Origin of the sequence: Pedobacter sp. MC2016-24 (assembly GCF_015223055.1) — a bacterium.
Lineage (GTDB): Bacteria > Bacteroidota > Bacteroidia > Sphingobacteriales > Sphingobacteriaceae > Pedobacter.
In genome coordinates this window covers 99,379-118,597 of record NZ_JADFBX010000015.1, presented here as the reverse complement: position 1 = coordinate 118,597, position 19,219 = coordinate 99,379, and the positions used below count along the sequence as shown (strand labels likewise).

Annotated in this window: 20 protein-coding genes; 8 read left to right on the top strand and 12 right to left on the bottom strand. The window is 41.2% G+C overall.

Features of this window, described 5'->3' with window-relative positions:
- Positions 1-38: 38 nt before the first annotated feature.
- From IM797_RS23740 to IM797_RS23725, 4 genes are all read right to left on the bottom strand, one after another.
- Positions 39-938, bottom strand: coding sequence for a helix-turn-helix domain-containing protein (locus IM797_RS23740; RefSeq protein ID WP_194129702.1), 900 nt, complete (start codon positions 936-938; stop codon positions 39-41).
- 38 nt (positions 939-976) lie between these two features.
- Positions 977-2,236, bottom strand: a complete 1,260-nt coding sequence (locus IM797_RS23735; protein WP_194129701.1) for a type II toxin-antitoxin system HipA family toxin — start codon at positions 2,234-2,236, stop codon at positions 977-979.
- Positions 2,236-2,526: a helix-turn-helix domain-containing protein gene (locus IM797_RS23730; protein WP_194129700.1), complete on the bottom strand. Its 291-nt coding sequence runs from the start codon at positions 2,524-2,526 to the stop codon at positions 2,236-2,238. The genes IM797_RS23735 and IM797_RS23730 overlap by 1 nt, the downstream gene beginning before the upstream one ends.
- A gap of 136 nt (positions 2,527-2,662) precedes the next feature.
- Positions 2,663-4,456, bottom strand: a complete 1,794-nt coding sequence (locus tag IM797_RS23725) for a DKNYY domain-containing protein (protein WP_194129699.1) — start codon at positions 4,454-4,456, stop codon at positions 2,663-2,665.
- Between the two features lie 138 nt (positions 4,457-4,594).
- Between IM797_RS23725 and IM797_RS23720 the strand changes: the two genes are divergently transcribed.
- From IM797_RS23720 to IM797_RS23700, 5 genes are all read left to right on the top strand, one after another.
- Positions 4,595-5,047, top strand: coding sequence for a hypothetical protein (locus IM797_RS23720; RefSeq protein ID WP_194129698.1), 453 nt, complete (start codon positions 4,595-4,597; stop codon positions 5,045-5,047).
- Positions 5,048-5,158: 111 nt separating this feature from the next.
- Entirely contained in the window at positions 5,159-6,049 is an 891-nt protein-coding gene (locus IM797_RS23715) for a S9 family peptidase (protein WP_194129697.1), read from the top strand.
- A gap of 91 nt (positions 6,050-6,140) precedes the next feature.
- On the top strand, positions 6,141-7,370 hold the full coding sequence (locus tag IM797_RS23710) for a PQQ-dependent sugar dehydrogenase (RefSeq protein WP_194129696.1): 1,230 nt from the start codon (positions 6,141-6,143) through the stop codon (positions 7,368-7,370).
- 59 nt (positions 7,371-7,429) lie between these two features.
- Entirely contained in the window at positions 7,430-8,335 is a 906-nt protein-coding gene (locus IM797_RS23705; protein ID WP_194129695.1) for a hypothetical protein, read from the top strand.
- 26 nt (positions 8,336-8,361) lie between these two features.
- Positions 8,362-8,898, top strand: coding sequence for a hypothetical protein (locus tag IM797_RS23700; RefSeq protein WP_194129694.1), 537 nt, complete (start codon positions 8,362-8,364; stop codon positions 8,896-8,898).
- On the opposite strand, the gene IM797_RS23695 is transcribed toward IM797_RS23700, so the two are convergent.
- The 6 genes from IM797_RS23695 to IM797_RS23670 all read right to left on the bottom strand — a co-directional run bounded on the left by IM797_RS23695 (position 8,899) and on the right by IM797_RS23670 (position 14,433).
- Complete coding sequence (locus IM797_RS23695; RefSeq protein ID WP_194129693.1) at positions 8,899-9,456, bottom strand: PAS domain-containing protein; 558 nt, start codon at positions 9,454-9,456, stop codon at positions 8,899-8,901.
- An 84-nt stretch (positions 9,457-9,540) separates the two neighbouring features.
- Positions 9,541-11,604, bottom strand: coding sequence for a PAS domain S-box protein (locus tag IM797_RS23690; RefSeq protein ID WP_194129692.1), 2,064 nt, complete (start codon positions 11,602-11,604; stop codon positions 9,541-9,543).
- A gap of 141 nt (positions 11,605-11,745) precedes the next feature.
- Positions 11,746-12,504: a DUF4253 domain-containing protein gene (locus IM797_RS23685; RefSeq protein WP_194129691.1), complete on the bottom strand. Its 759-nt coding sequence runs from the start codon at positions 12,502-12,504 to the stop codon at positions 11,746-11,748.
- On the bottom strand, positions 12,476-12,988 hold the full coding sequence (locus IM797_RS23680; protein WP_194129690.1) for a YegJ family protein: 513 nt from the start codon (positions 12,986-12,988) through the stop codon (positions 12,476-12,478). Before IM797_RS23680 ends, IM797_RS23685 begins: the two co-directional genes overlap by 29 nt.
- 57 nt (positions 12,989-13,045) lie before the next feature.
- Complete coding sequence (locus tag IM797_RS23675) at positions 13,046-13,720, bottom strand: hypothetical protein (protein ID WP_194129689.1); 675 nt, start codon at positions 13,718-13,720, stop codon at positions 13,046-13,048.
- Between the two features lie 62 nt (positions 13,721-13,782).
- Positions 13,783-14,433 (bottom strand): DUF481 domain-containing protein, encoded by a 651-nt coding sequence (locus IM797_RS23670; RefSeq protein ID WP_228099076.1) that lies wholly within the window; start codon positions 14,431-14,433, stop codon positions 13,783-13,785.
- A 227-nt stretch (positions 14,434-14,660) separates the two neighbouring features.
- Here IM797_RS23670 and IM797_RS23665 point away from each other — a divergent pair, with 227 nt between their 5' ends.
- Positions 14,661-15,764 carry a sensor histidine kinase gene (locus tag IM797_RS23665; protein WP_194129687.1) on the top strand — a complete coding sequence of 368 codons (1,104 nt, stop codon included), beginning with the start codon at positions 14,661-14,663 and terminating at the stop codon, positions 15,762-15,764.
- Positions 15,733-16,494, top strand: a complete 762-nt coding sequence (locus IM797_RS23660; protein ID WP_194129686.1) for a LytTR family DNA-binding domain-containing protein — start codon at positions 15,733-15,735, stop codon at positions 16,492-16,494. Before IM797_RS23665 ends, IM797_RS23660 begins: the two co-directional genes overlap by 32 nt.
- Before the next feature lie 67 nt (positions 16,495-16,561).
- On the opposite strand, the gene IM797_RS23655 is transcribed toward IM797_RS23660, so the two are convergent.
- A complete protein-coding gene (locus tag IM797_RS23655) occupies positions 16,562-17,230 on the bottom strand; it encodes a hypothetical protein (protein ID WP_194129685.1) in 669 nt (222 codons plus the stop codon).
- Positions 17,231-17,420: 190 nt separating this feature from the next.
- Between IM797_RS23655 and IM797_RS23650 the strand changes: the two genes are divergently transcribed.
- Entirely contained in the window at positions 17,421-17,954 is a 534-nt protein-coding gene (locus IM797_RS23650) for a hypothetical protein (protein WP_194129684.1), read from the top strand.
- A gap of 74 nt (positions 17,955-18,028) precedes the next feature.
- Here IM797_RS23650 and IM797_RS23645 read toward each other — a convergent pair whose 3' ends face one another.
- A complete protein-coding gene (locus tag IM797_RS23645; RefSeq protein WP_194129683.1) occupies positions 18,029-19,069 on the bottom strand; it encodes a linear amide C-N hydrolase in 1,041 nt (346 codons plus the stop codon).
- Between the last annotated feature and the right edge of the window lie 150 nt (positions 19,070-19,219).

Below are 19,219 nucleotides of genomic sequence, written 5' to 3'. Positions count from 1 at the left end.
GGCAGCCGGTACACAATACCATTGTACATAGCAAGGCATTAACTGTACATTTCACGGATTTGCTGACGAAAAGCGATCGGCGTACGATCAGCAAGGCGTTTAAAAAAACGATTGAAATAAGCGGCATCTTCAAAACCCAGTTCATTGGCAATTTGCTTAACCGACTGATCGGTATGGAGTAGCTTACGTTTTGCCTCCACTACCAAACGGTTGTGGATGTGACTGATGGCCGTTTTACCGCTTTGCTGTTTGACAACATCATTCAGGTAACCTGGTGTAAGGTTGAGCAGACTGGCATAAGCAGCAACATCATGGAGTTCGGCATGACGTTCACTGATCAGCTCCTGAAAGTTTTTAAGCAGGTAATGACTTTTATTGATGTTACTGTCGCCAAATTGCCCGGTGTACAAGCGGCTTAAATAGATGACCAAAACGCGCAGCCATGAACTTAGCATTTGGTTTTGCCAACTCCCACCAGTATTAAATTCAATGGTCATTTTATGCATCACATCTTTGATGTATACCCGGTCCTCAGCGCTTAAAACGATCTCGTGCGCATCAGCAGGATTCTGAATTATTGGTAATTGCCGCAGCATCCGGTTTTCTTCCAGCAGTAAAAACTCTTCGGTGAAGCAGGCAACAAATCCCTTCATCGGTTTAGATTCCTCTTTTAAATGTACCTGCTGTGGGATGGTGAAATAAAAATGGCCTGGACTTATGGTATAGGGCATAAAATCTATCCAGTGGCGACTTCCGCCTTCTTCTACAAATGCAAAAAAATAATAACCCTTGCGGTGCGGAAGCAGAAATGCCGGATCGATGGTAACATCAATACCATTGGCTTCGTGCACTGCAATCATAGTGGGTTTATCCCCATTTAGTGCCACTAAAGGGTAACTTGGAATGATACTTTTTTCGGGTACTATGTAAAGGGACATGATGTAAAGGTATAAAATCGCTTGGTTTTAAACTCGGTTTATCCGGTAACTAACTTAAATGCAGCTGACATCACCTCTTGTTCTGCCCTTGGAATACCCAGCTTTGATGCGATTGATCGCCACTCCTTAACTGAACATACTACTTCTGCTATGATTTGATGCATTTGATCATGCTTCAGTTGGAAAAATTGACCAACACTTAATGCCAGCTCAAAATCCAATGCATTATTGTCCATATCAACGTTTAAAGCCAGTCCATTTTTATCTATTGACGGATTAATGTCATATGCGGGTGATAATCTCCATCCCTTTTTGTCCAATAGAAAACCATGATTCCTCAAATGATCATCCGTATTGGAAACTGCCATATGAAACACTATCCGCCTCCACAACTGATGTAAATCGACCAATATGTCTGAACCATAAGTCTGTATAAATTCAGCTATTTCAAGATAACTTGGCGTAGTATCTCTAATGGTGTCTTCACTATTCCCAGTCATAGTCATGGCTGATGCGAAATGAATTCGCTGATCGGCTTCCCGATCAAAGCGTCTCGACAAAAAGGTGTGAGATGTACCTCTTACCTTTTCAAGAGTACAGGAGGGCATATTGATTCCAGCCCTGCAAGCCAATTCATATGCAAGGTACTCCCATGCTGCTTTGTCGGTTGTGTCAGACTTTGAAGGAAATTTTGCAATACATAAATGACCATCCAGATCAATAACGTTGGCCTTTGGCCTTGCTCCACCCAATGATGATCCCGGTGCAAAAAGCACTGGGATCCATTGATCTCCATTTTTCCCATCTTCATCCTCTTCATATGCTTTAACACTGGCCTGCAATTCTCGCAAATGCGTTATTGGTGGAGTTGGATTATCCTTATTATCGTCAAGAAAAGATCCACTAGGATCTAATTTGAATCGAAGCGCCCCCATCCTTGACACATCATGAACACCCAGCAAGAAATCAATCTCATAAAGCTTTGCCGTCGCCTGTCCTTTTGAGAAGGCTGTTTTTGCGGCACGGCGAAGCATGAGCCTTCTGCCCCAGGTATCCGGCATTGAGTCCATAAATACGCCAAAATTATCTTTCTTATGTGGAAATTGAGTCCCAGCGTATAAGCTAATCTCGGGGTCAAGCAAGAATACCTGGTCTGATTTCAGCCAATCTTTATCGTACTCAAAACCAAACATCCGGCTACCCTTACTTTGCTGCGCAGATATCACACCTATACATTTCGGAACTTCCATCCCCTTCCAATGGGCATATACCCAGATATCTATTTTTGAAGCCGCCATTAGGTCAACAGATCTAAATCCTGAAGTTTTCTGCCCAAGCCATCATCTACTGCCAATTTAAGAAAATCCTCATGCAAATTCATCGCTTTAAGCACATTGAAATATGCGCCCATGGATACACTAGGATCACCCCGTTCAATCTTGCGCAAGGTAGCCCTTTCAATAGCCGCACGTTCGGCAAGCTGAATAGCAGTCAGTTTCCTACGCTTCCGGGCCAGCTTGATATGCTCACCAAGTTGATCCCATATTTTTTGATACCGGGGAAAGACAACAACCTTTTTTGAGTTCATAATGAGTATTATTATACCCAAATATAGTAAAAATGAATATAATAATATCCATTTTTATAATTTTGGTGACTTAGTATATCCAAAATGATTTTCCCTTTTGAGCACTTACAATACCTGTGTAATCAATCTTCTACCCTCAATTTACAACACTGTTGATCCGATACTGGTTCAGCATATGCTGCAATTCGGCAATATACAGTTCAAGTTCTTGCTTCGTATCTGCAGTTAAGCGAATTTGAGTGGCAAACATATATTTACGCGATAGCTTTCCGTCTTTGGTTTGGATTTGAAAACGTCCGGTATAGCCTGCTTGCCTGGCAGCGGCTTCGATATAGAAAATAACAGTATCAACATCTGACAAGGCATAAGCGCTACCAAACACGCTATTCACCTTCAAGCGCTTATCCTTGATGGTAAAAGGGTTTGGATTGACACCCAACTTCCTGAGGATCCAAAGTAAGAGTTGGACGCCTGCAAAAATGGCGATGACAACCCACATAAACCAACCATAATTACTGGAATATGAAGTCTTCACAACGACCAGTTCAGTGTGTTTAACTGCTGCCATATGATCTGTACGGACAAGCTTGCGGATGTCGTCGGTTCGGATTTCCGGCAACAGCAGTGCATCAACTGTGGCCTGATCGGTAATGCGATAAATGGTCTGGGAAATCAGTTGAGAATCGCCAAGTTGGTCAAAGTAATAATACGTATTGCCATTTTTCCAGACCGATCCTGAATTACCGCCAACCATACCAACTTTTTCCCAGGGGCCTGTAACAGGTTCATCTAATCGATTAATATAAGTGGATTCGGATTTTAGTCCCGGGCTTTTGTTGTTACCCCAGGACTGACCCGCCTGTGTATATAGAATTTGCTGACCATCCGAAAAAACAAGGGGTGCAATTTCTTTAAACTTTCCACTACCAAAAGGATTGTCACGAATCCTCAATACCTTTTTTTCCTCCTTATCAAAATAGAAAATACCATCTTTACTTAGAAATAACGCATGATAAACATGGTCTCCATTTAGTGACAATACCTGATAAGGGCTGTATTGCTTGTCAAAAGCAATGTCATTGACATAGACCATCCCTTGTTTCGGATCGATCAGATAATTTTCCTGATTTTGGGCATCGATCACGATGGCATAAAGGTCTGCATGATCCTGTAATGGCAGCCTGGTATTTTGATAATAGACGTTTTGCCCATCTGCCAGGTAGAGTTCACTTTCACGAATATCACCATCGTTGTACCTTTTTGGAATCTGCCTAAGGCCTGGGGCATGAGTTTGCGGCAGCAATTTGCCCTGGTAGTAGGAAAAGGTTCCGTTGGTAACCACTTCTGTTTTCAGGATAGCCCGGTAAGGTGCTGCGCCGGCTTCAAGTCTGGAGAAAGGATAAATATAAGTTTGCGGTTTCTCTCCTATCCCAAAACCATAACGCATGCGCTGGCTTAACTCCGAGATTACCGATAATGCTTCATTTTTAGTACTCATAGAGGCACAGTAACAGGTTTGCTTGCCATCGGTAAAATAATCGTTGCCAATTGCTTTGGCAGTAGCCGGATTGAAATCTTTGATAACCAGATTGCCACAATAGGCGTGATTTTTATCTACACCGAACTGACGGTTCCGGTAGCCGTCATCTACTAGTCTGAAACTACTGACATCGGCTCCCTTAATCGGATAATATCCATTACTGGGCACGGATGCATAAATCTGATTTTCATACCGGACAAATATGCCGCCTATGTCCTGAGTTGTACCTTCCAAATCTACATCGCCTGGCCCTTTAGCTTCAGGTAAAAGCATAGATACAATAAGTATCAAAGAAAAAAGCATGGCCACAACAGCTACAGTTATAGCCACCCGCTTAATTACACCTGCATTTATTTTTTTGTTGAGCACTGGCTTTTGAATCTTCTCCATTAAGCCAGCTATGTACAAATACTACACCATTCTGCTTGATCTGATCCATAAGTTTTTCACACATTTTTTTGCAGGTGCCGAGATATTTAAAACTTTGAATTCAGGAATTTGTTGTTGTCTTATTAAATTACACGCTATATGGAAAATATTTTAAAAATATGTCTGGCAAAAAAAGTACTGATCTTTTATGCTGTACTTGCTCCATTCATTATTTTCGGCTCACTTTACAACCTGATCCAGGGCGTAATTTTACATGCCACCCCAACTTACCGCGTTGGCTTGTTCAGTTTACTGGGATTTGTAATCATGCCATTTCTATTGATTGTAACCTACGTTAAAAACAAATCCGTGATTACATCAGACCGCATGCTTATTGGTAAAACGGAGTATAAGTTTTCAGATTATGATTTTCAAATCAGGGAAAAAGAACTTCCGTTAAAGGACAGGCCGCTGACGTCATTGCTCAAGAAAAATTATCATGACCTGGTGATCAAACAATTGAATACGAATACCATTGTATTGGAACAGCCCCTGGACATTTTTCAAAAAGATCTTGAAGATATGAGAAGAGCGCTTCCAATAAGGGCTTAAGTTTTCCATTGCATGCGGACGGATATTTTCGTCACATTTATGCCGTATTTCGTCACATTTATACCTATCAGTATACTGTTGGTTGTAATATTGTCTCACATTTAAATTAAGATGATGAAACCATATTTACTTCTCCTACTCTGCTGCTTAAGTGTGAACCTGTTTGCGCAAATGCCCGCTGAACCGACTGCTCAACCTGACTTCAGCATGGAAAATGTTAATTTCAATAGTGCTGGAGTTACTTTAGCTGGCACGATCTATAAACCCAGACATCCGCAGGCGGCCATAGTTCTTGTACATGGATCGGGGCAGGAAACGAGAATGGTGAAAATGGCATCGCTTTTGGCGAAAAAAGGCATTGCCGTTTTTACGTACGACAAACGCGGAGTTGGAAAATCTGGCGGCATGTATGCTGGTCCGGAAGTCGGGACCAACAACATTGACTCGGTTAATCTTCATCTATTGGCTTTAGATGCGAGCGCTGCCTCCAATGCGCTTTTATCCAAGCTACCGGCCAACCATTGGCCCTTAGGGTTAATGGGCTTTAGTCAGGCCGGATGGATTATTCCCATGGCTGCAAAAATAAATCCGAATGTTAATTTTATGATATTGTTTAGCGGACCTGTAGTGACGACACTTGAACAGTTGAGATTTCAATTTTACACAGGGGGGCAGTCTGACTTTTGGGATACCCACAAAGAAGCCGATGCACGGGAGCACATCAGCAATGATCCAGACCGCTACCAATTTACCGCCACTGATCCACGCGATCCGCTGGCGAAGCTTTCGATTCCAGGACTTTGGCTTTTTGGAGGGAAAGACATACAGGTTCCGGTAAATTTATCAATTGAGCGCCTGGAGGTACTTAAAGCACAAGGTAAGCCTTATGTGTACCGGGTTTTTCCGGAATTGGGACATAACACCTCCTTTTCAAAATCACAGGAACCTGTTGATGCTGCCATTGAATGGATTGAAACCATTGCCACCCGTAAAAAGCTTTAGTGAAACTGGAGGTAAGTGTCTGATAACTTGAAAACTTTTAAGGTTTTTTGATGTTATACCTGGTATTGATGGGTATTTAAAACGTGGTGTTATGAAAACGAGATGGTTAATAATTTTGCTATGCGCTGGTGTGATTATTCAGACTGGTTGCTCCAAGAAAAATTCGGACAATGAGGCCATGCCTGTTTTAGATCCCGTAGAAACCGGCTCAGCCAACACCAATTATAAGCCCGCATTTACTGGTCAGACCAGGATTGCAGGTGTCCGTACCAACACAGCATATAGGTATGACCTGCTGACTTCTGCACTTATTGCTCCATGGGGCATAACCAGTCTGCCAGATGGACGTTTACTGGTTACCGAAAAAGCTGGGCGTATGCGTATCGTAACGACATCCGGATCGGTTGGCAACCCAATAACAGGTTTGCCTGTTGTAAATCCAAGTGACCAGGGCGGGTTGCTGGGCTTATGCCTGGATCCAAAGTTTGAGACAAACCGGATGGTGTACTGGGTTTTTTCCGAAGCTGTAACAGGTGGCAATTTAACCGCAGTGGCGAAAGGAAGGTTATCAAATACCGAGACAAGTATAGAAAATCCAACTGTGATTTATCGGGCAAATCCTGCCTTTAACAGCAATTTGCACTACGGCGGTCGGATTCTGTTTGATCAGACCGGAAACCTTTTGGTGAGTACAGGAGAACGGTCCAGCCTGACAACAAGGCCCCTGGCACAGGCTGTTACTGCTGCTTTAGGAAAAGTTATCCGGATTACAACCAGTGGTCAGCCGGCACCTGGAAATCCCAACTTTAGCCAGGCTGGTGCCTTACCAGAACTCTATACAATTGGACATAGGAACCCGCAGGGATTGGCTATTCATCCGGTTACGGGTGAGGTTTGGCAAGGCGAACACGGTCCGAGGGGCGGCGATGAGATCAACCGCCTTCAGCCTGGTGCCAATTATGGCTGGCCCACCATTACTTATGGGATCGAATATAGTGGACAAACCATTGGAGCTGGCATTCAACAGCAAGATGGTCTTACTCAGCCCAGTTATTACTGGGATCCTGTGGTATCGCCAAGTGGCATGACATTCTATAAAGGGAGGCAAATTCCGGAATGGGAAAACAATCTTTTTATCGGCTCTTTGAGTGGCATGCACATTATAAGGCTTGTTATAGAAAATAACCGGGTTGTTGGAGAAGAAAGATTACTCGCTGACCAACAGCAGCGGTTTAGAGATATTACACAGGGCACCGATAACGCTTTGTACGCGATTACAGATGCAGGAAGATTGTATAGACTTTCTGCGGGAGTAAACTAAGGTACGCTTTTTGCACTTGCAAGCTGATGATCAAGAAAACGCTGTTATATATGGTGACTATGGCTGCTACTATAGTTTCCACTTCCTGCCAGGAAAAAAAAGAACAACCTATGGTTCAGTATGTGGTACAACCGGAAATAGAACTCGGCAAAACAGCCGATTTCTTTATTAGTTTTAAAGTTAAACCCGACAGTGTGTGGGCAGAAAACGGAAAAATTGATGGCCTGGAATTGACAACCGATTTAAGCGAAGTGATGCAGCATATTGATGAAAGCAAGAGTACAGATGATAGTGGCAAAGTCATTCATGCTTATTATAACTTTTACACTTATGCCAAACCTACCCGCTTAGGAAAAATCAGTTTTCCGGTACTAAACGTAAGCATACAGGGTAAGCAATACAAAACCGCAGCATTCTCGGTCAATGTGGTTGAAAAATTAAAGGTAGATCAGGATGCGGTTAAGATTGAGCTGAGTTCTGATAAAGCGGTATATGACTTAAAAGACACCGTAAAAATCAGCCTTTATGAATATAGTAAATTTACCAATGCCGTTAGAAAAAACGTGTCAAAACAAAGCGCAATAGCAGGAAAAGGCAACGAAATCAAGATTTCCACAGAACAGGGACCTGATGAAATTACGGGGATAGCTGGCTTCGAAAAATATCTTGAACAGGGCCTTGAAATGGAAGATTTTGATTGGGATCCTTTTAAAAGCCGTAAAAGCATTGAAAATAGGGATGGTGTCGATTACTTAAAAACGCTGATATTTACGGGTAGTTTCTTACCTAAAAAGAAAGGTGAATTTAAAATCGGACCAAGCGAATTCAATTATTTGGTGTTTAAAAGTAATACCGATTACTTTGCACGTTTGACACCTATGGATGACGGGAAATATAGCGTAACAGACGGTGGAGCAACAAAACTCAAAGTAGGTTCTAATACGATCACATTTAAAGTAAAATAAAACGAATTTATTAACAAAGCTTTACCATGAAAAATTTATTCATTTTTCTAGCACTGATGACTTTACACTTCAGTAGTTACAGTCAGAAGAAAAAAAGAAGACCAATTCCGCCTCCGCCTCCTAAGGAAAGCCTCGTCGAGTTTACTCAAGACACACTGTCACTTCGTGAATATTCATCGCCAATTTTATTCCAATGGACAATGAATGCAGATACGACGCTGAAACCCGGAACCGATTTTAAGGAAATCATTAAGCTGACGTATGGCCAGACTGAAGTAAATGGCTTTTACAGTTTGGAACCTTTAACATTAAAAAAAGTTAAGGCCGGTAAAGATACCCCGGAAATTAAAATACCAAAGATGATCACGAGGGTTAATTATTATGATGCGGTCATTTTAAACAGCACCGTAATATTAAAGGAACGAGGCCTGTTGGTGATGTCTTTAAAGATCATTTATGATAAAGACAAACAGGTACGCCACCTGAAGAATTTGAAGAACGGGGCTATTTATTTACCGATCCCTTCTGATGAAATGCCAGTCGCTGCCCCTCCTGCCCAATGATTAGTTATATATTTCTTTAATGACAGCATCCAGATCGATAGCGCTTTGTTCCATCATCTTGGTAATGTCCTTAAGATCTGACAGGTCACTCGTTTCGTTCATCAACTTCCCGAGCCCCATCAAATTTGCCACATGCCTACGTACCAGGTGCGAATGACTGTATTTTACATGTTTAAGTTCGTCGCTGATTTGAGTAAGCTCCGTAATGTCATGGCCGATACAGAAAATACCTGCAGGTCCGCCATGTTCATCAAACATGGCTTTATATTCCCACCTGGTGATGATAAAACCTCCCTCCCCATCGTGCTTGCGTAATGTGGCGGGAAATACGGATTTTGGATACTTGAAAGCCATTTTAGATACAATTTTGGAGGTTTGCTGATCGTCAGGGTGCAACGTCACGGAATAATGTTTACCAAGAAGCGGACCTTGAACGGCTTCAAAAATTTGCGCGTAACGCTTATTCAAATAGCTATAATTTGAATCCATATCTACTGCTATAAGGTAATAAGTGACTGAGTCGCCTAGCAGGGCCTTAATCTCTTCAAATTGTTGCATGTTTTACTTTAGTGATAAAAGCATAAAGATACAATAATGTGTGGATTTGATTGTAATTGCGACAGGATTATAGATTCTTAGACTTTATTGATCAACACTCGACAAACTAGCGGCTGGAGATTTTGGCAATTTAAACCAGAACGTACTACCTACACCAGATTCACTTTCTACGCCGATTTCCCCGCCATGATGTTTAACAATTTCGGCAGACAGGTAAAGGCCGATACCAAAACCAGCGATGTTTTGCGTATGATTGGTTTCTACCCTGTAATAACGATCGAAAAGAAAATCAATGTTCTGCGCTTTGATCCCCATGCCACTATCTTTAACGCTTACATATACATATTTGTCGTCGGTATTGCAGCGAATCATGATCTCCTTTCCTTTGGGTGAATACTTAATGGCATTGCTTAACAGATTGGATACCACTGAACCGATCTTATCCTTATCTGCCAAGATTGAAACCGGGGGGCATGGGGCTATGCTGATGCGGTGATCAGAACCAAGGAGTGCCGCTTCTTCCAGCAGTTCTGAAAGCAGCGCTGTAAGATCAAAAGTTTCCTTGTCCAGTTGGATTTTTCCGGATTCTAATCTGGAAACGTTCAGGAAGCCATTAATCAAGGTAATCATCTTTTTGACCTGTAAATGGGCCCTATCTATTCCACCAGGAAGTGCGGAATTTGCAGCCTCCCCAATTTTCCTCGTCAGCAGCTGTAAAATTCCGGCCAATGAGGTCAGCGGGGTTTTCAACTCATGGCTAACCATGGCAATGAAATCATTTTTTCGCTGTTCATCTTGTTTGCGTTCAGTGATGTCGTTTAAAACGCCGGTGAAGTAATTTTTCCCGTCACTATCGTGTTGCATGGTTCCTACACCCCTGATCCACCTTGTTTTTCCATCATGATAACCAATTACAGGATATTCCATATCAAACCTTTTTCCTGTTTCAAAGGACTCAGCAACCAGTCTGATTACGGTTTCACGATAATCCGGATGAATCTGATTAATAGCCATCTGATAGGGTACTGTTTCGTCTGCAGTAAACCCGAAGAATTCCTTTACCCGGGGCGAGGAAATATAGGCATCTTCAGTGGAACTCATAGAAAAAGAACCCAGTTGTGCTGCGTCTATAGCTAAACGAAGACGCTCTTCTGCACCTTCCACTTGCTTGGTGGCCAGGTAGGTATCTTTTTGAGCTTCTATCAATTGCTGATTGACTTCTGCAAGCTCTTCATTGGTGGCACTTAGTTCTTCGTTGGAAGCGACCTGCTCTTCATTAATAGCGATCATTTCCTCGTTAATGGCCTGCAGTTCCTCTGAACTCTGCGCGAGTGCTTCCTCCCATTGTTTACGCTCCGTGACATCGCGTGTTGTACCTGCCACAGCTTCTACCTGTCCCTGGTCGTTGAGCACAGGTGTAAGAATGTAATCGTATACACGCTTGCCTAAAATGGCGTGCGGAAAAGACACTTCGCCGCGGAAAGGTTGTTTTGTAGCTACAATCTGATCGATTTCCCGTTCATGCATTTCAGCATGCCAGGGTTCATAGCCGTTTTCTAACAGCCCTTTACCCACTGCAGTATCCCAGGTTTTACCCCACATGGTGAGCAGTGCGTTGTTTGCATAAGTAAACCGGTACTGCAAATCAAATACGTAAATCAGATCGGGTGTACTTGATGTGATGGTTTCATACAGTCGCCTTTGTTGTTCAGACCGATCTTGTGCCTCGCGAAGCTCATCTGCGATCCGCTTACGCTCTGTAATGTCGGTAGCTGTTCCAAACCATTCTATGATTTCACCCTGATCATTTAAAATGGGGACCGCCCTTGAAAATGTCCAGCCTATAGTACCATCGGACTGTAATACACGATGCTCAAGTTCAAATATTCGTTTTTCAGCGATGGCATGATCGATGGCAGTTTGCACTTTTACCTGATCTTCAACAGCTACGTATTTAGGTAGCCAGTCCGTTATAGGGCCGGCTGTATCTGGTAAAAATCCCCTACCGTCCAATTGCTGCATCACACGCCAATCCGCACTCATACTGTATATAATGTCTGAAGTGGCTGCAACAAGCGCTCTAAACCTCGCTTCATTTGCAGCAGCCGACTGATTATTAAATAGGTGATTATCGGATCGATTCGTCATACAAACATAAAATAGCCCTAAAAATAAAAACAAAACAGCTATTTAAAAAAATGGTTTTTAAATCATTAGATTATATAAATTAAAAGTTACATTATCCTGTAAAAGATAAAATACCGGTTATCTCACTATAATCGATACCTATTAATCGAACCACAAATAAAGCCGTTTCGTTTCCTTCATCTCGCGCGCCAATGCTGAAACAGTTTGAGTTCCTTGTTCAACGATATCTGGGCAAAGCCCATAAATCTCTTCAGCCAGCTGATTCCAATCCTCCGGCTCTTTTTGGATCAGAAATTCGCACCAATCAAAATCAGCACCCAATAATTTAAGGTCAAGTCGCTGACTTAAAAGTTTAAGACGTTTGATGAGCTGTGCATTATCCAGGTCGTAATTGATTCCATTGGTTTGCATGTATACCAATGGTGTAAATTCATCTTCTGATTTAACGATAGCAATCCCATCTCTATCATTGATTTCCCTTCCATTGCAAAAGAAAACACGATATCCGGAGCTTTTGAGCTTTGTTTGTATGCGTTTTAGTAAATCATAATAATCTGTCGTCGATTTTACACCTGCAAACACACCAGGTAAAAGGAGTAACGCTTCCTCAGCAGTTTGTTGATCAGTTGCATTCGGCTTTGTTAAATAGACAGTAATTGATTGATGTCTTTTTAGATGTACGGCTTTGGCACCAGTTTCAGATTCCAGGATTTTGATGATGGAAACCGGGATTCCGGTTTGCTTTGATAGTATTTCCAGTGCCCTGGATTTCTTTTCCTGCTTTCCGCCACACGACTGGAGGACAAAGACGAGCATGAGCAGAGTGGATTTTAGCAACAAAAAGAAGTTGATCCTTTGTGCAGCTACGGTCTTACTCAACATCAAATCCATTTTCTGCATCAAAAGCTTTCTGCTCAGACGCTGAAAGCTGATCCCTCAACGCCCGAATGGTATAGCCACCTTTTAATTTGCCATTTTGGACATACATCCAGTCGCTGATTTTGTCCTTAGGTATTTCCACAGAATCGCCCAGCTTAACTTGCGTAGTTAATGCTGGTACATTGGCGATCACGCCATAGTACTTTTTATCTCGTTTGGTGATTTGATTCAGCCAGATGTGTTCTCCACCGCCTTCCGGGGTTTCAAAACGCATTTTCATCGCCAGGAACTTCAGTGCCGTATCCTGACTAAGCAAGGCATGATCAAACTCACCTACAGTTTGTTTTGCCAATTTGATGGCCCTGTTCATCTGCTCATCATCATCAGCTACGCGGGAAATGTCTGGTTCGCCATCACGTTCAATCACTTTAGGATTATTTTGACAGCCCAATAAAGAGATGATCAGGATTGGTACCAGCGACCTTGTAAAAAAGCGTAAAATCATGATGTTAAATTAAGAAATATATCTTACATCTTCCAATACATCATTTATCCCAATTGCTTAATCAACATAAGGGGTGATTTTACCATTTTTAAAATTAAGGGATAAACTTAAAGGATAAGGATCAGAACCGTTGACGTCTTTCCATTTTGGGGCGTTTTTTAAAATTCTTAAGACCTCAGCTCTGACCTGATTATCTAAGTGGCTGCTGATTGCAATTTGTTGTAATGCGCCCTGTTTGCTAACTGTAAATGAAGCAAGTAGTCTGCCATTTACCGATGCAGGACCTTTGTAATGCTTAACCACATAGGCATGCAGGGTTTTTAATTGGGCCGGGTTTAGCCTGGGCGCCACCTCTCCTAGCCAGGTATTTATGGTGGAATCTTTACAGACAGGCTTAGGTGCTACTTTACCCATAATTTTTTCCTGTGCTTTAGCTTTTTGCGCCGCGGTATGAAATCCGATCAGCACCATTGCAGCTACCAGCCATTTCTTCCAGTAAGGATTGTGTTTTTGTTCATCGGGCTGTACCAATTGATCCGTTGTAAACCTGCCGCAAACTTTATGGTTATTTTCCTGCATGATTTGAACGAAGTAGGCTACATTCTTATCGGTTAAATCATATACGTTCTTTTGGCAGGTGGTACAGAAGCGTCCATCTGCAGTTGTTTCCATAGCATCCCAGTCCTGAGTACAGGTAAATTTCAGGCTGGCATTGTTGACTTTATTTTCCATAACAGCATTGTTTTAAATCAAGATGCAGTAGTGGCAGCGTTTCCATAAATATTTTGTGCCGGCTAAAAATAACGTTCAAATGTTAAGCCATAGCTTAGCAGGGAGTTTTCCCGCTCCGTTCTTGAAACCCGGTTGTATTTGTAAGAGGTATTAAGGCCCAGCCATTTGTTTATTTTAAAATTCAGGGCGGCATCTGTTTTCAGGACGTAATCGCCTTTAGTGGTCAGTGCATTTTGCAAAAAAGAAGTGTTACTCAAAATCAGGTTTTGAAAGAGCACAAATTTAAACGATACCCTGAGAGAATTCCGGATGGTTTCGTATTGATCTCTAAAGCCATCTGGGGAAATGAGATCACTGGTATCGAAAAGCAATCCGTTACTGATGTTAAGATAGGCTGTCTCTTTGTCGAGAAAATTATAGGCTATCCCTACCCCCGCGAGCAATTGATTGTTGATCTTTAAAGATACGCTCGTATTGTAATTGGCCAATCCCCAATAAAAAAATTTAGATTGGGCATGATACAGGTTAAAATCCAGCGTTGAGGAGAAGTCATTATTGGTCAGTTGCCGGTTTTGTTTCCCGTAAATCCAGTTGTTACTGAAATTAAGGCTGATGGACTGCTTACGGATACCCAGTTTTAGCGCATTGTTGAGTAAGTAGGCTTTGCTTTCGTCTGTTCTATTGATAGATCCGGTAGAGCTGTACTGAACCATATAATGCGTACTATCTGTAAATTGACAAAAGCCAGTTTGAGCAAATAATAACAAGAAGCATTTTAGTATCCATTTAACCATAGAAAATTATTATGCTTTATAAAACAGCACGAAGTTGTTTATGTTTCAAAATCGATGGGTATTCAGTTAATTTCATACTTTTATAGATGTAACAATAGCAATAATAGCTAGTCAGAGAAATGTAGCTACCGGAAAGATCCATTGCAATGAAAGAAAGTAAAGCGAAGCATTTATTACTTATTACCTTTACGATTATAGGGTCATATTTGACTATATTCATTGTTTATCCTTATTCATATTGGACAGAGTATGCCTCCTGGTCGGTGTCCAGAAAAGCAACAGACATTTTGGCTAATGTGCTTTTTTGCGGAATACTAGTGGTGCTGAGTCTTTTCATAGACCGGAAATTGAACAAACGAATTCCATGGATGGTTCACCCGTTGAAACGTTTACTGATTCAGGTGATGTTTCAGGTATTTGGTGTACTGCTTCTGATCATTTGTCTGGGGTCTTTATATGCGATTCTCGAATTACCGGTACCGAAATCTTCTGCGTTGGATGTACGACAATCCTTATACACAATTGTATTAATTATCCTTTGGCCATTGATCATCAGCACACTAAATACAGGGGATTATTTACTTAAGAATTGGAAAAATGCGGCTTTAAAATCAGCTGAGTTTGAAATCAAAGCCGCACAAAACAAACAGTTGGCAGCCGAGATAGAATTGCAGGCCCTGAAGTTACAACTTGACCCCCATTTTGTTTTTAACAACCTGAGTGTACTTTCGGAATTGATCCTGCAGGACCAGCAACTGGGCCACGAGTACACAGAAAATTTCGCAAAAGTATATCGGTACTTATTGATTAACGCTAAAAAGAAATTGATTTCCCTGAGTGAAGAGCTTAAATTTCTGGATGCCTACCTTTTCCTGGTGAAGAACCGTATGGGAGGTGGAACTACATTTCGCATCGATGTCGATGAATCCAGACTTGAGCTACAAATTCCTCCGGTTACGCTTCAACTGTTCATCGAGAATGCATTGAAACACAATCGAACAGAAGAAGAAAACCCCCTGGTAATTAGTATTTACACGAATGATCTGTATGAACTGGTGGTGTCGAACAATATACTACCCTTGATAAAAAAAACAGAATCCACAGGTCTGGGTTTAGAAAACATCATGAGTCGCTATGCCTTATTAGGAGATAGAAAACCGGTTGTAGAGAAAAACGATCATACTTTTACTGTAAAAGTACCACTTATCAAATATGAATATGTTAAGGAAAATATTGATTCTGGAAGATGAGAAGCTCAATTCGGATCGGATCAAAAGACTAATACTTCAGATCAGACCTCATATGGAAATTGCAGGCGTTTTAACCAGTGTGAAAAAGACGGTAGATTGGTTTGCCGAAAATGAAAGTCCGGATTTGATTTTAATGGATATACAACTTGCAGATGGACTAAGTTTTGAGGTATTTAACCTGGCAGACGTGAAATGCCCGGTAATTTTTACGACAGCCTATGATGAATATGCTGTTAAAGCATTTAAGTACAACAGCATTGATTACCTGCTTAAGCCTATCGAGCAGGATCAGCTGGAAGCTGCCATTATTAAATTTGAGCATACGGCACAACGATCGTATCAACAATCTCCTTCAATTGAAGAACTGCTCCGACAAATTCAGCCAAAAGAATACAGGTCCCGGTTCTTTCTACCCTATCGTGATGGCTACAGGAAAATCAATATGGAAGATATCGCATTTTTTAATGCGCATTTGAATGTCAGCTATGCAAATCTGTTTAATGGAGAACAAGTTGTTGTGCCCCAGGTATTGGAAACCCTGGAACAAGAATTGAATCCTAAAAATTTCTTCAGGGTAAACCGTCAATATATTGTGCATGTGAATTCCATTGAAAAAGTAGACAATTTTTTCAATGGGAAGTTGAAGCTGAAACTTAAAAACTGCGCGGATACGGGTGTTATAGTGAGCAGAACAAAGGCTCCTTTATTTAAAACGTGGTTGGATTACTAAGCCCGAAAACAAAAAAATGCTGCCTATACAAATGCTTTGTATAGGCAGTACTGGAAGATTTATCGTGTTATTTTTTTGTATAATTTGAATATTCTGTAATGGTTTGGACATTCACAGCTTGTCCCAAAAATTTAGCCTGAATATTTAATTCCTGGTTGACCGGAAAATAACGTTTATCCTGATCATTTCTGCTATACTTTATAAGGAGATCAAGTTTATCGGCATTGAGGATATTAATTTTTACAGGTTTTTCATTGAGGCCCTGGATTTGCTCCAATTTTTTAGTTTTCAGATTTATCGTCATGTGTTGTCTGCAATCTTTTAAAAAAGCAGCATCTTTAGCTAAGGTGTTGGGATCTGATTTAAAACTTACCACCAAATAATCAGGCGTTTCTTTTTCAATCCTGTAGCTTGTTTCATCCGGCTGGCTTGTGGACTGCTTATTTTGATTCTTCCGAAATGAATTAATATCTGATTTTGAGGGAGATTTTCCATCCACAGAAACCACGGTCCATTGTTCTTCTTTTGGGGCCGAGGGATCAAATTTTGCCACGATGGTATTTTTCTTGGCTGAAGTTATCGTGGTTTGTTTGAGCTCATAAGCATAATCTGCAGGCGCCTCAACATTGTCGGCGTTAAGCATACCAGCATCTATACCATGTTTGGAAAAAGCATCTAATACGATCGATTTTTGGGCAGCAGCAGTGATTGCAGAGATCACTAAAAGAAATGCCATGAATTGTGTTTTTTTCATTTTTATAGGTTACTTATATTAATTAACTGGCACAAACTTAGCTGTAACCGAAATGCTGTAACCCGATTTTGTGAGTGAAGTGACAAAAATACGCTTTGAATTGTCGAACGGACTTATTGAATTGACGAGATGCGATTACTTATTATTATCTTCATATGAAGAAACCCGCAACATGAAATGTATAATCCTACTCTTATTTACTTTACTGCCTGTTAATATGATCATTGGATTTGAAAAACTAAGTGCACAATCTGTCCCACATTTTTTAGATCGGGAAGAATGGGGCTGGACCAAAGGAAATAAAGCTGCAGGCAGAGGAACCACCTGGCAGTTTTTTAAAGACCAGACTTTTAAAGCCGTGGATTGGTATTCTGGCGGAGCGTACTGGACGTACAAATACCAAGGTACTTACCATTACGATATGGCCACAAAAACAGTTTATTTGCGGTATAAGAAAGACAAAACTTTACCAGTGGTGAAAACAAATTTATGCATCCGGATTTTGGATAATGGTTCTGGAGGATACGATCCTGTTTTTTACGACAATTGGAAAAAACAAAACCATAAATATATAGCCTTAGGAACCCCGAAAGTTAAAAGTCCACAGACCGAAAAACGAAGCGATACAGCGCATGAAACGCTTGACCTGAATTATTCAGAGCACTTTACGGTCAGGAAAATCCCTTTGGATAATGCTAAAGAATAAGATGTTATAAAATCAAGTTTTAATTCATGAAGCCATGTCACGAATTAAAACCTGATCAGGGCTAACAGCGTGATTTAAATCCCTAAAAACTTAAAGGGTTCCGAAACCTTAAAATTAGAATTAGCCTCTCCATTAAAAGTCATATTTTGTTTTAAAGCCAATTTCATGGCCTTTGCGCCTGCTTGTAAATCAAATTTATTCAAATCGACCCAAAAAGTGCCTGGGGTCAGGACATTTTCAAAATAATAGGTCTTGTTTTTGTGATCTGCAACAGACCTCCATCGGGTTGAAGAAATGTTTGGTTCCGCCTCGGAGCTGATACCAAAAGGTACTGAACAATTTCTGATTACGCTAAAGACACTGGCTACAGCAATTCTTGTATCTTCAGTTTGCGGGATCGCATTGATGTAATAGGATGCCCGAACAAAGCGATCAGCAGCGCGGTTGGTACCAGGCAGCATTATTGTTCCGGGGATACCGGCCCAGTAGTTATTTAAAGCGAGCTGTTCGCCAAATACCGGTGAATTTGTCATTACGGTATAAGCAGCATCGTGATGGATCACCAATTTCCCGTTGATGTATTCAAATATGGCATTGTCGCCGGTTGCGTCAGAAATCGACAAATGAAGTGTGGTGAATTTCTTGGTACCAGGAACATAGTCACTGACTACGACAAAAGGTTCATCCTTTAATGCATTAACGGCTTCGCTTACTGTAGAAAAATTATCCAATACATATTGGGCCCAGGATGAAATACTGATGCCTTTCTTTTTACCCTCAGGTTCAAATTTTGGATAAACGGACTCGACTAACCACAGTACGTTGGCCACCAATCCTTTTTCGTTTAAACCATCTACTGTTGCAATGTCCCAGGCACTGGAAATTACGCTTCCGTATTTGGAAGTCCACTTTAAAGATTGTGGGCCAACTTCTCCGCTTCTGGCAATTCCTCTGGGAAATACCCACAGGTTAGCGGCAATTTCATCTTTCCAATCCATGCTTCGTGCAGTAATCACTGTACCATTAGGGCCTTTATACACCACTCGTGTGCAGGCAAAAGCTTCCTTTTGAACCAAAAGAAATGCTACAATAACAAAAGGGATAAAATACTTCATACTTATAGAGATTAATTAATGATTGCTAACTAACACTACGACTTAGTAACTTGACCAAAAGCGGATCAGATCAATGGACAGGAAAGCACAAAAAAGTTAATAAGAGCATATTTTACATATAGGTTATTCTAAAAATAATGAAAAGAAACT

Excerpts from the sequence above, each read along its gene's own strand:
- IM797_RS23740 (WP_194129702.1), bottom strand. The coding sequence starts at position 938 with ATGTCCCTTTACATAGTACCCGAAAAAAGTATCATTCCAAGTTACCCT.
- IM797_RS23735 (WP_194129701.1), bottom strand. The coding sequence starts at position 2,236 with ATGGCGGCTTCAAAAATAGATATCTGGGTATATGCCCATTGGAAGGGG.
- IM797_RS23730 (WP_194129700.1), bottom strand. The coding sequence starts at position 2,526 with ATGAACTCAAAAAAGGTTGTTGTCTTTCCCCGGTATCAAAAAATATGG.
- IM797_RS23725 (WP_194129699.1), bottom strand. The coding sequence starts at position 4,456 with ATGGAGAAGATTCAAAAGCCAGTGCTCAACAAAAAAATAAATGCAGGT.
- IM797_RS23720 (WP_194129698.1), top strand. The coding sequence starts at position 4,595 with ATGGAAAATATTTTAAAAATATGTCTGGCAAAAAAAGTACTGATCTTT.
- IM797_RS23715 (WP_194129697.1), top strand. The coding sequence starts at position 5,159 with ATGATGAAACCATATTTACTTCTCCTACTCTGCTGCTTAAGTGTGAAC.
- IM797_RS23710 (WP_194129696.1), top strand. The coding sequence starts at position 6,141 with ATGAAAACGAGATGGTTAATAATTTTGCTATGCGCTGGTGTGATTATT.
- IM797_RS23705 (WP_194129695.1), top strand. The coding sequence starts at position 7,430 with ATGGCTGCTACTATAGTTTCCACTTCCTGCCAGGAAAAAAAAGAACAA.
- IM797_RS23700 (WP_194129694.1), top strand. The coding sequence starts at position 8,362 with ATGAAAAATTTATTCATTTTTCTAGCACTGATGACTTTACACTTCAGT.
- IM797_RS23695 (WP_194129693.1), bottom strand. The coding sequence starts at position 9,456 with ATGCAACAATTTGAAGAGATTAAGGCCCTGCTAGGCGACTCAGTCACT.
- IM797_RS23690 (WP_194129692.1), bottom strand. The coding sequence starts at position 11,604 with ATGACGAATCGATCCGATAATCACCTATTTAATAATCAGTCGGCTGCT.
- IM797_RS23685 (WP_194129691.1), bottom strand. The coding sequence starts at position 12,504 with ATGCAGAAAATGGATTTGATGTTGAGTAAGACCGTAGCTGCACAAAGG.
- IM797_RS23680 (WP_194129690.1), bottom strand. The coding sequence starts at position 12,988 with ATGATTTTACGCTTTTTTACAAGGTCGCTGGTACCAATCCTGATCATC.
- IM797_RS23675 (WP_194129689.1), bottom strand. The coding sequence starts at position 13,720 with ATGGAAAATAAAGTCAACAATGCCAGCCTGAAATTTACCTGTACTCAG.
- IM797_RS23670 (WP_228099076.1), bottom strand. The coding sequence starts at position 14,433 with ATGGTTCAGTACAGCTCTACCGGATCTATCAATAGAACAGACGAAAGC.
- IM797_RS23665 (WP_194129687.1), top strand. The coding sequence starts at position 14,661 with ATGAAAGAAAGTAAAGCGAAGCATTTATTACTTATTACCTTTACGATT.
- IM797_RS23660 (WP_194129686.1), top strand. The coding sequence starts at position 15,733 with ATGTTAAGGAAAATATTGATTCTGGAAGATGAGAAGCTCAATTCGGAT.
- IM797_RS23655 (WP_194129685.1), bottom strand. The coding sequence starts at position 17,230 with ATGGCATTTCTTTTAGTGATCTCTGCAATCACTGCTGCTGCCCAAAAA.
- IM797_RS23650 (WP_194129684.1), top strand. The coding sequence starts at position 17,421 with ATGAAATGTATAATCCTACTCTTATTTACTTTACTGCCTGTTAATATG.
- IM797_RS23645 (WP_194129683.1), bottom strand. The coding sequence starts at position 19,069 with ATGAAGTATTTTATCCCTTTTGTTATTGTAGCATTTCTTTTGGTTCAA.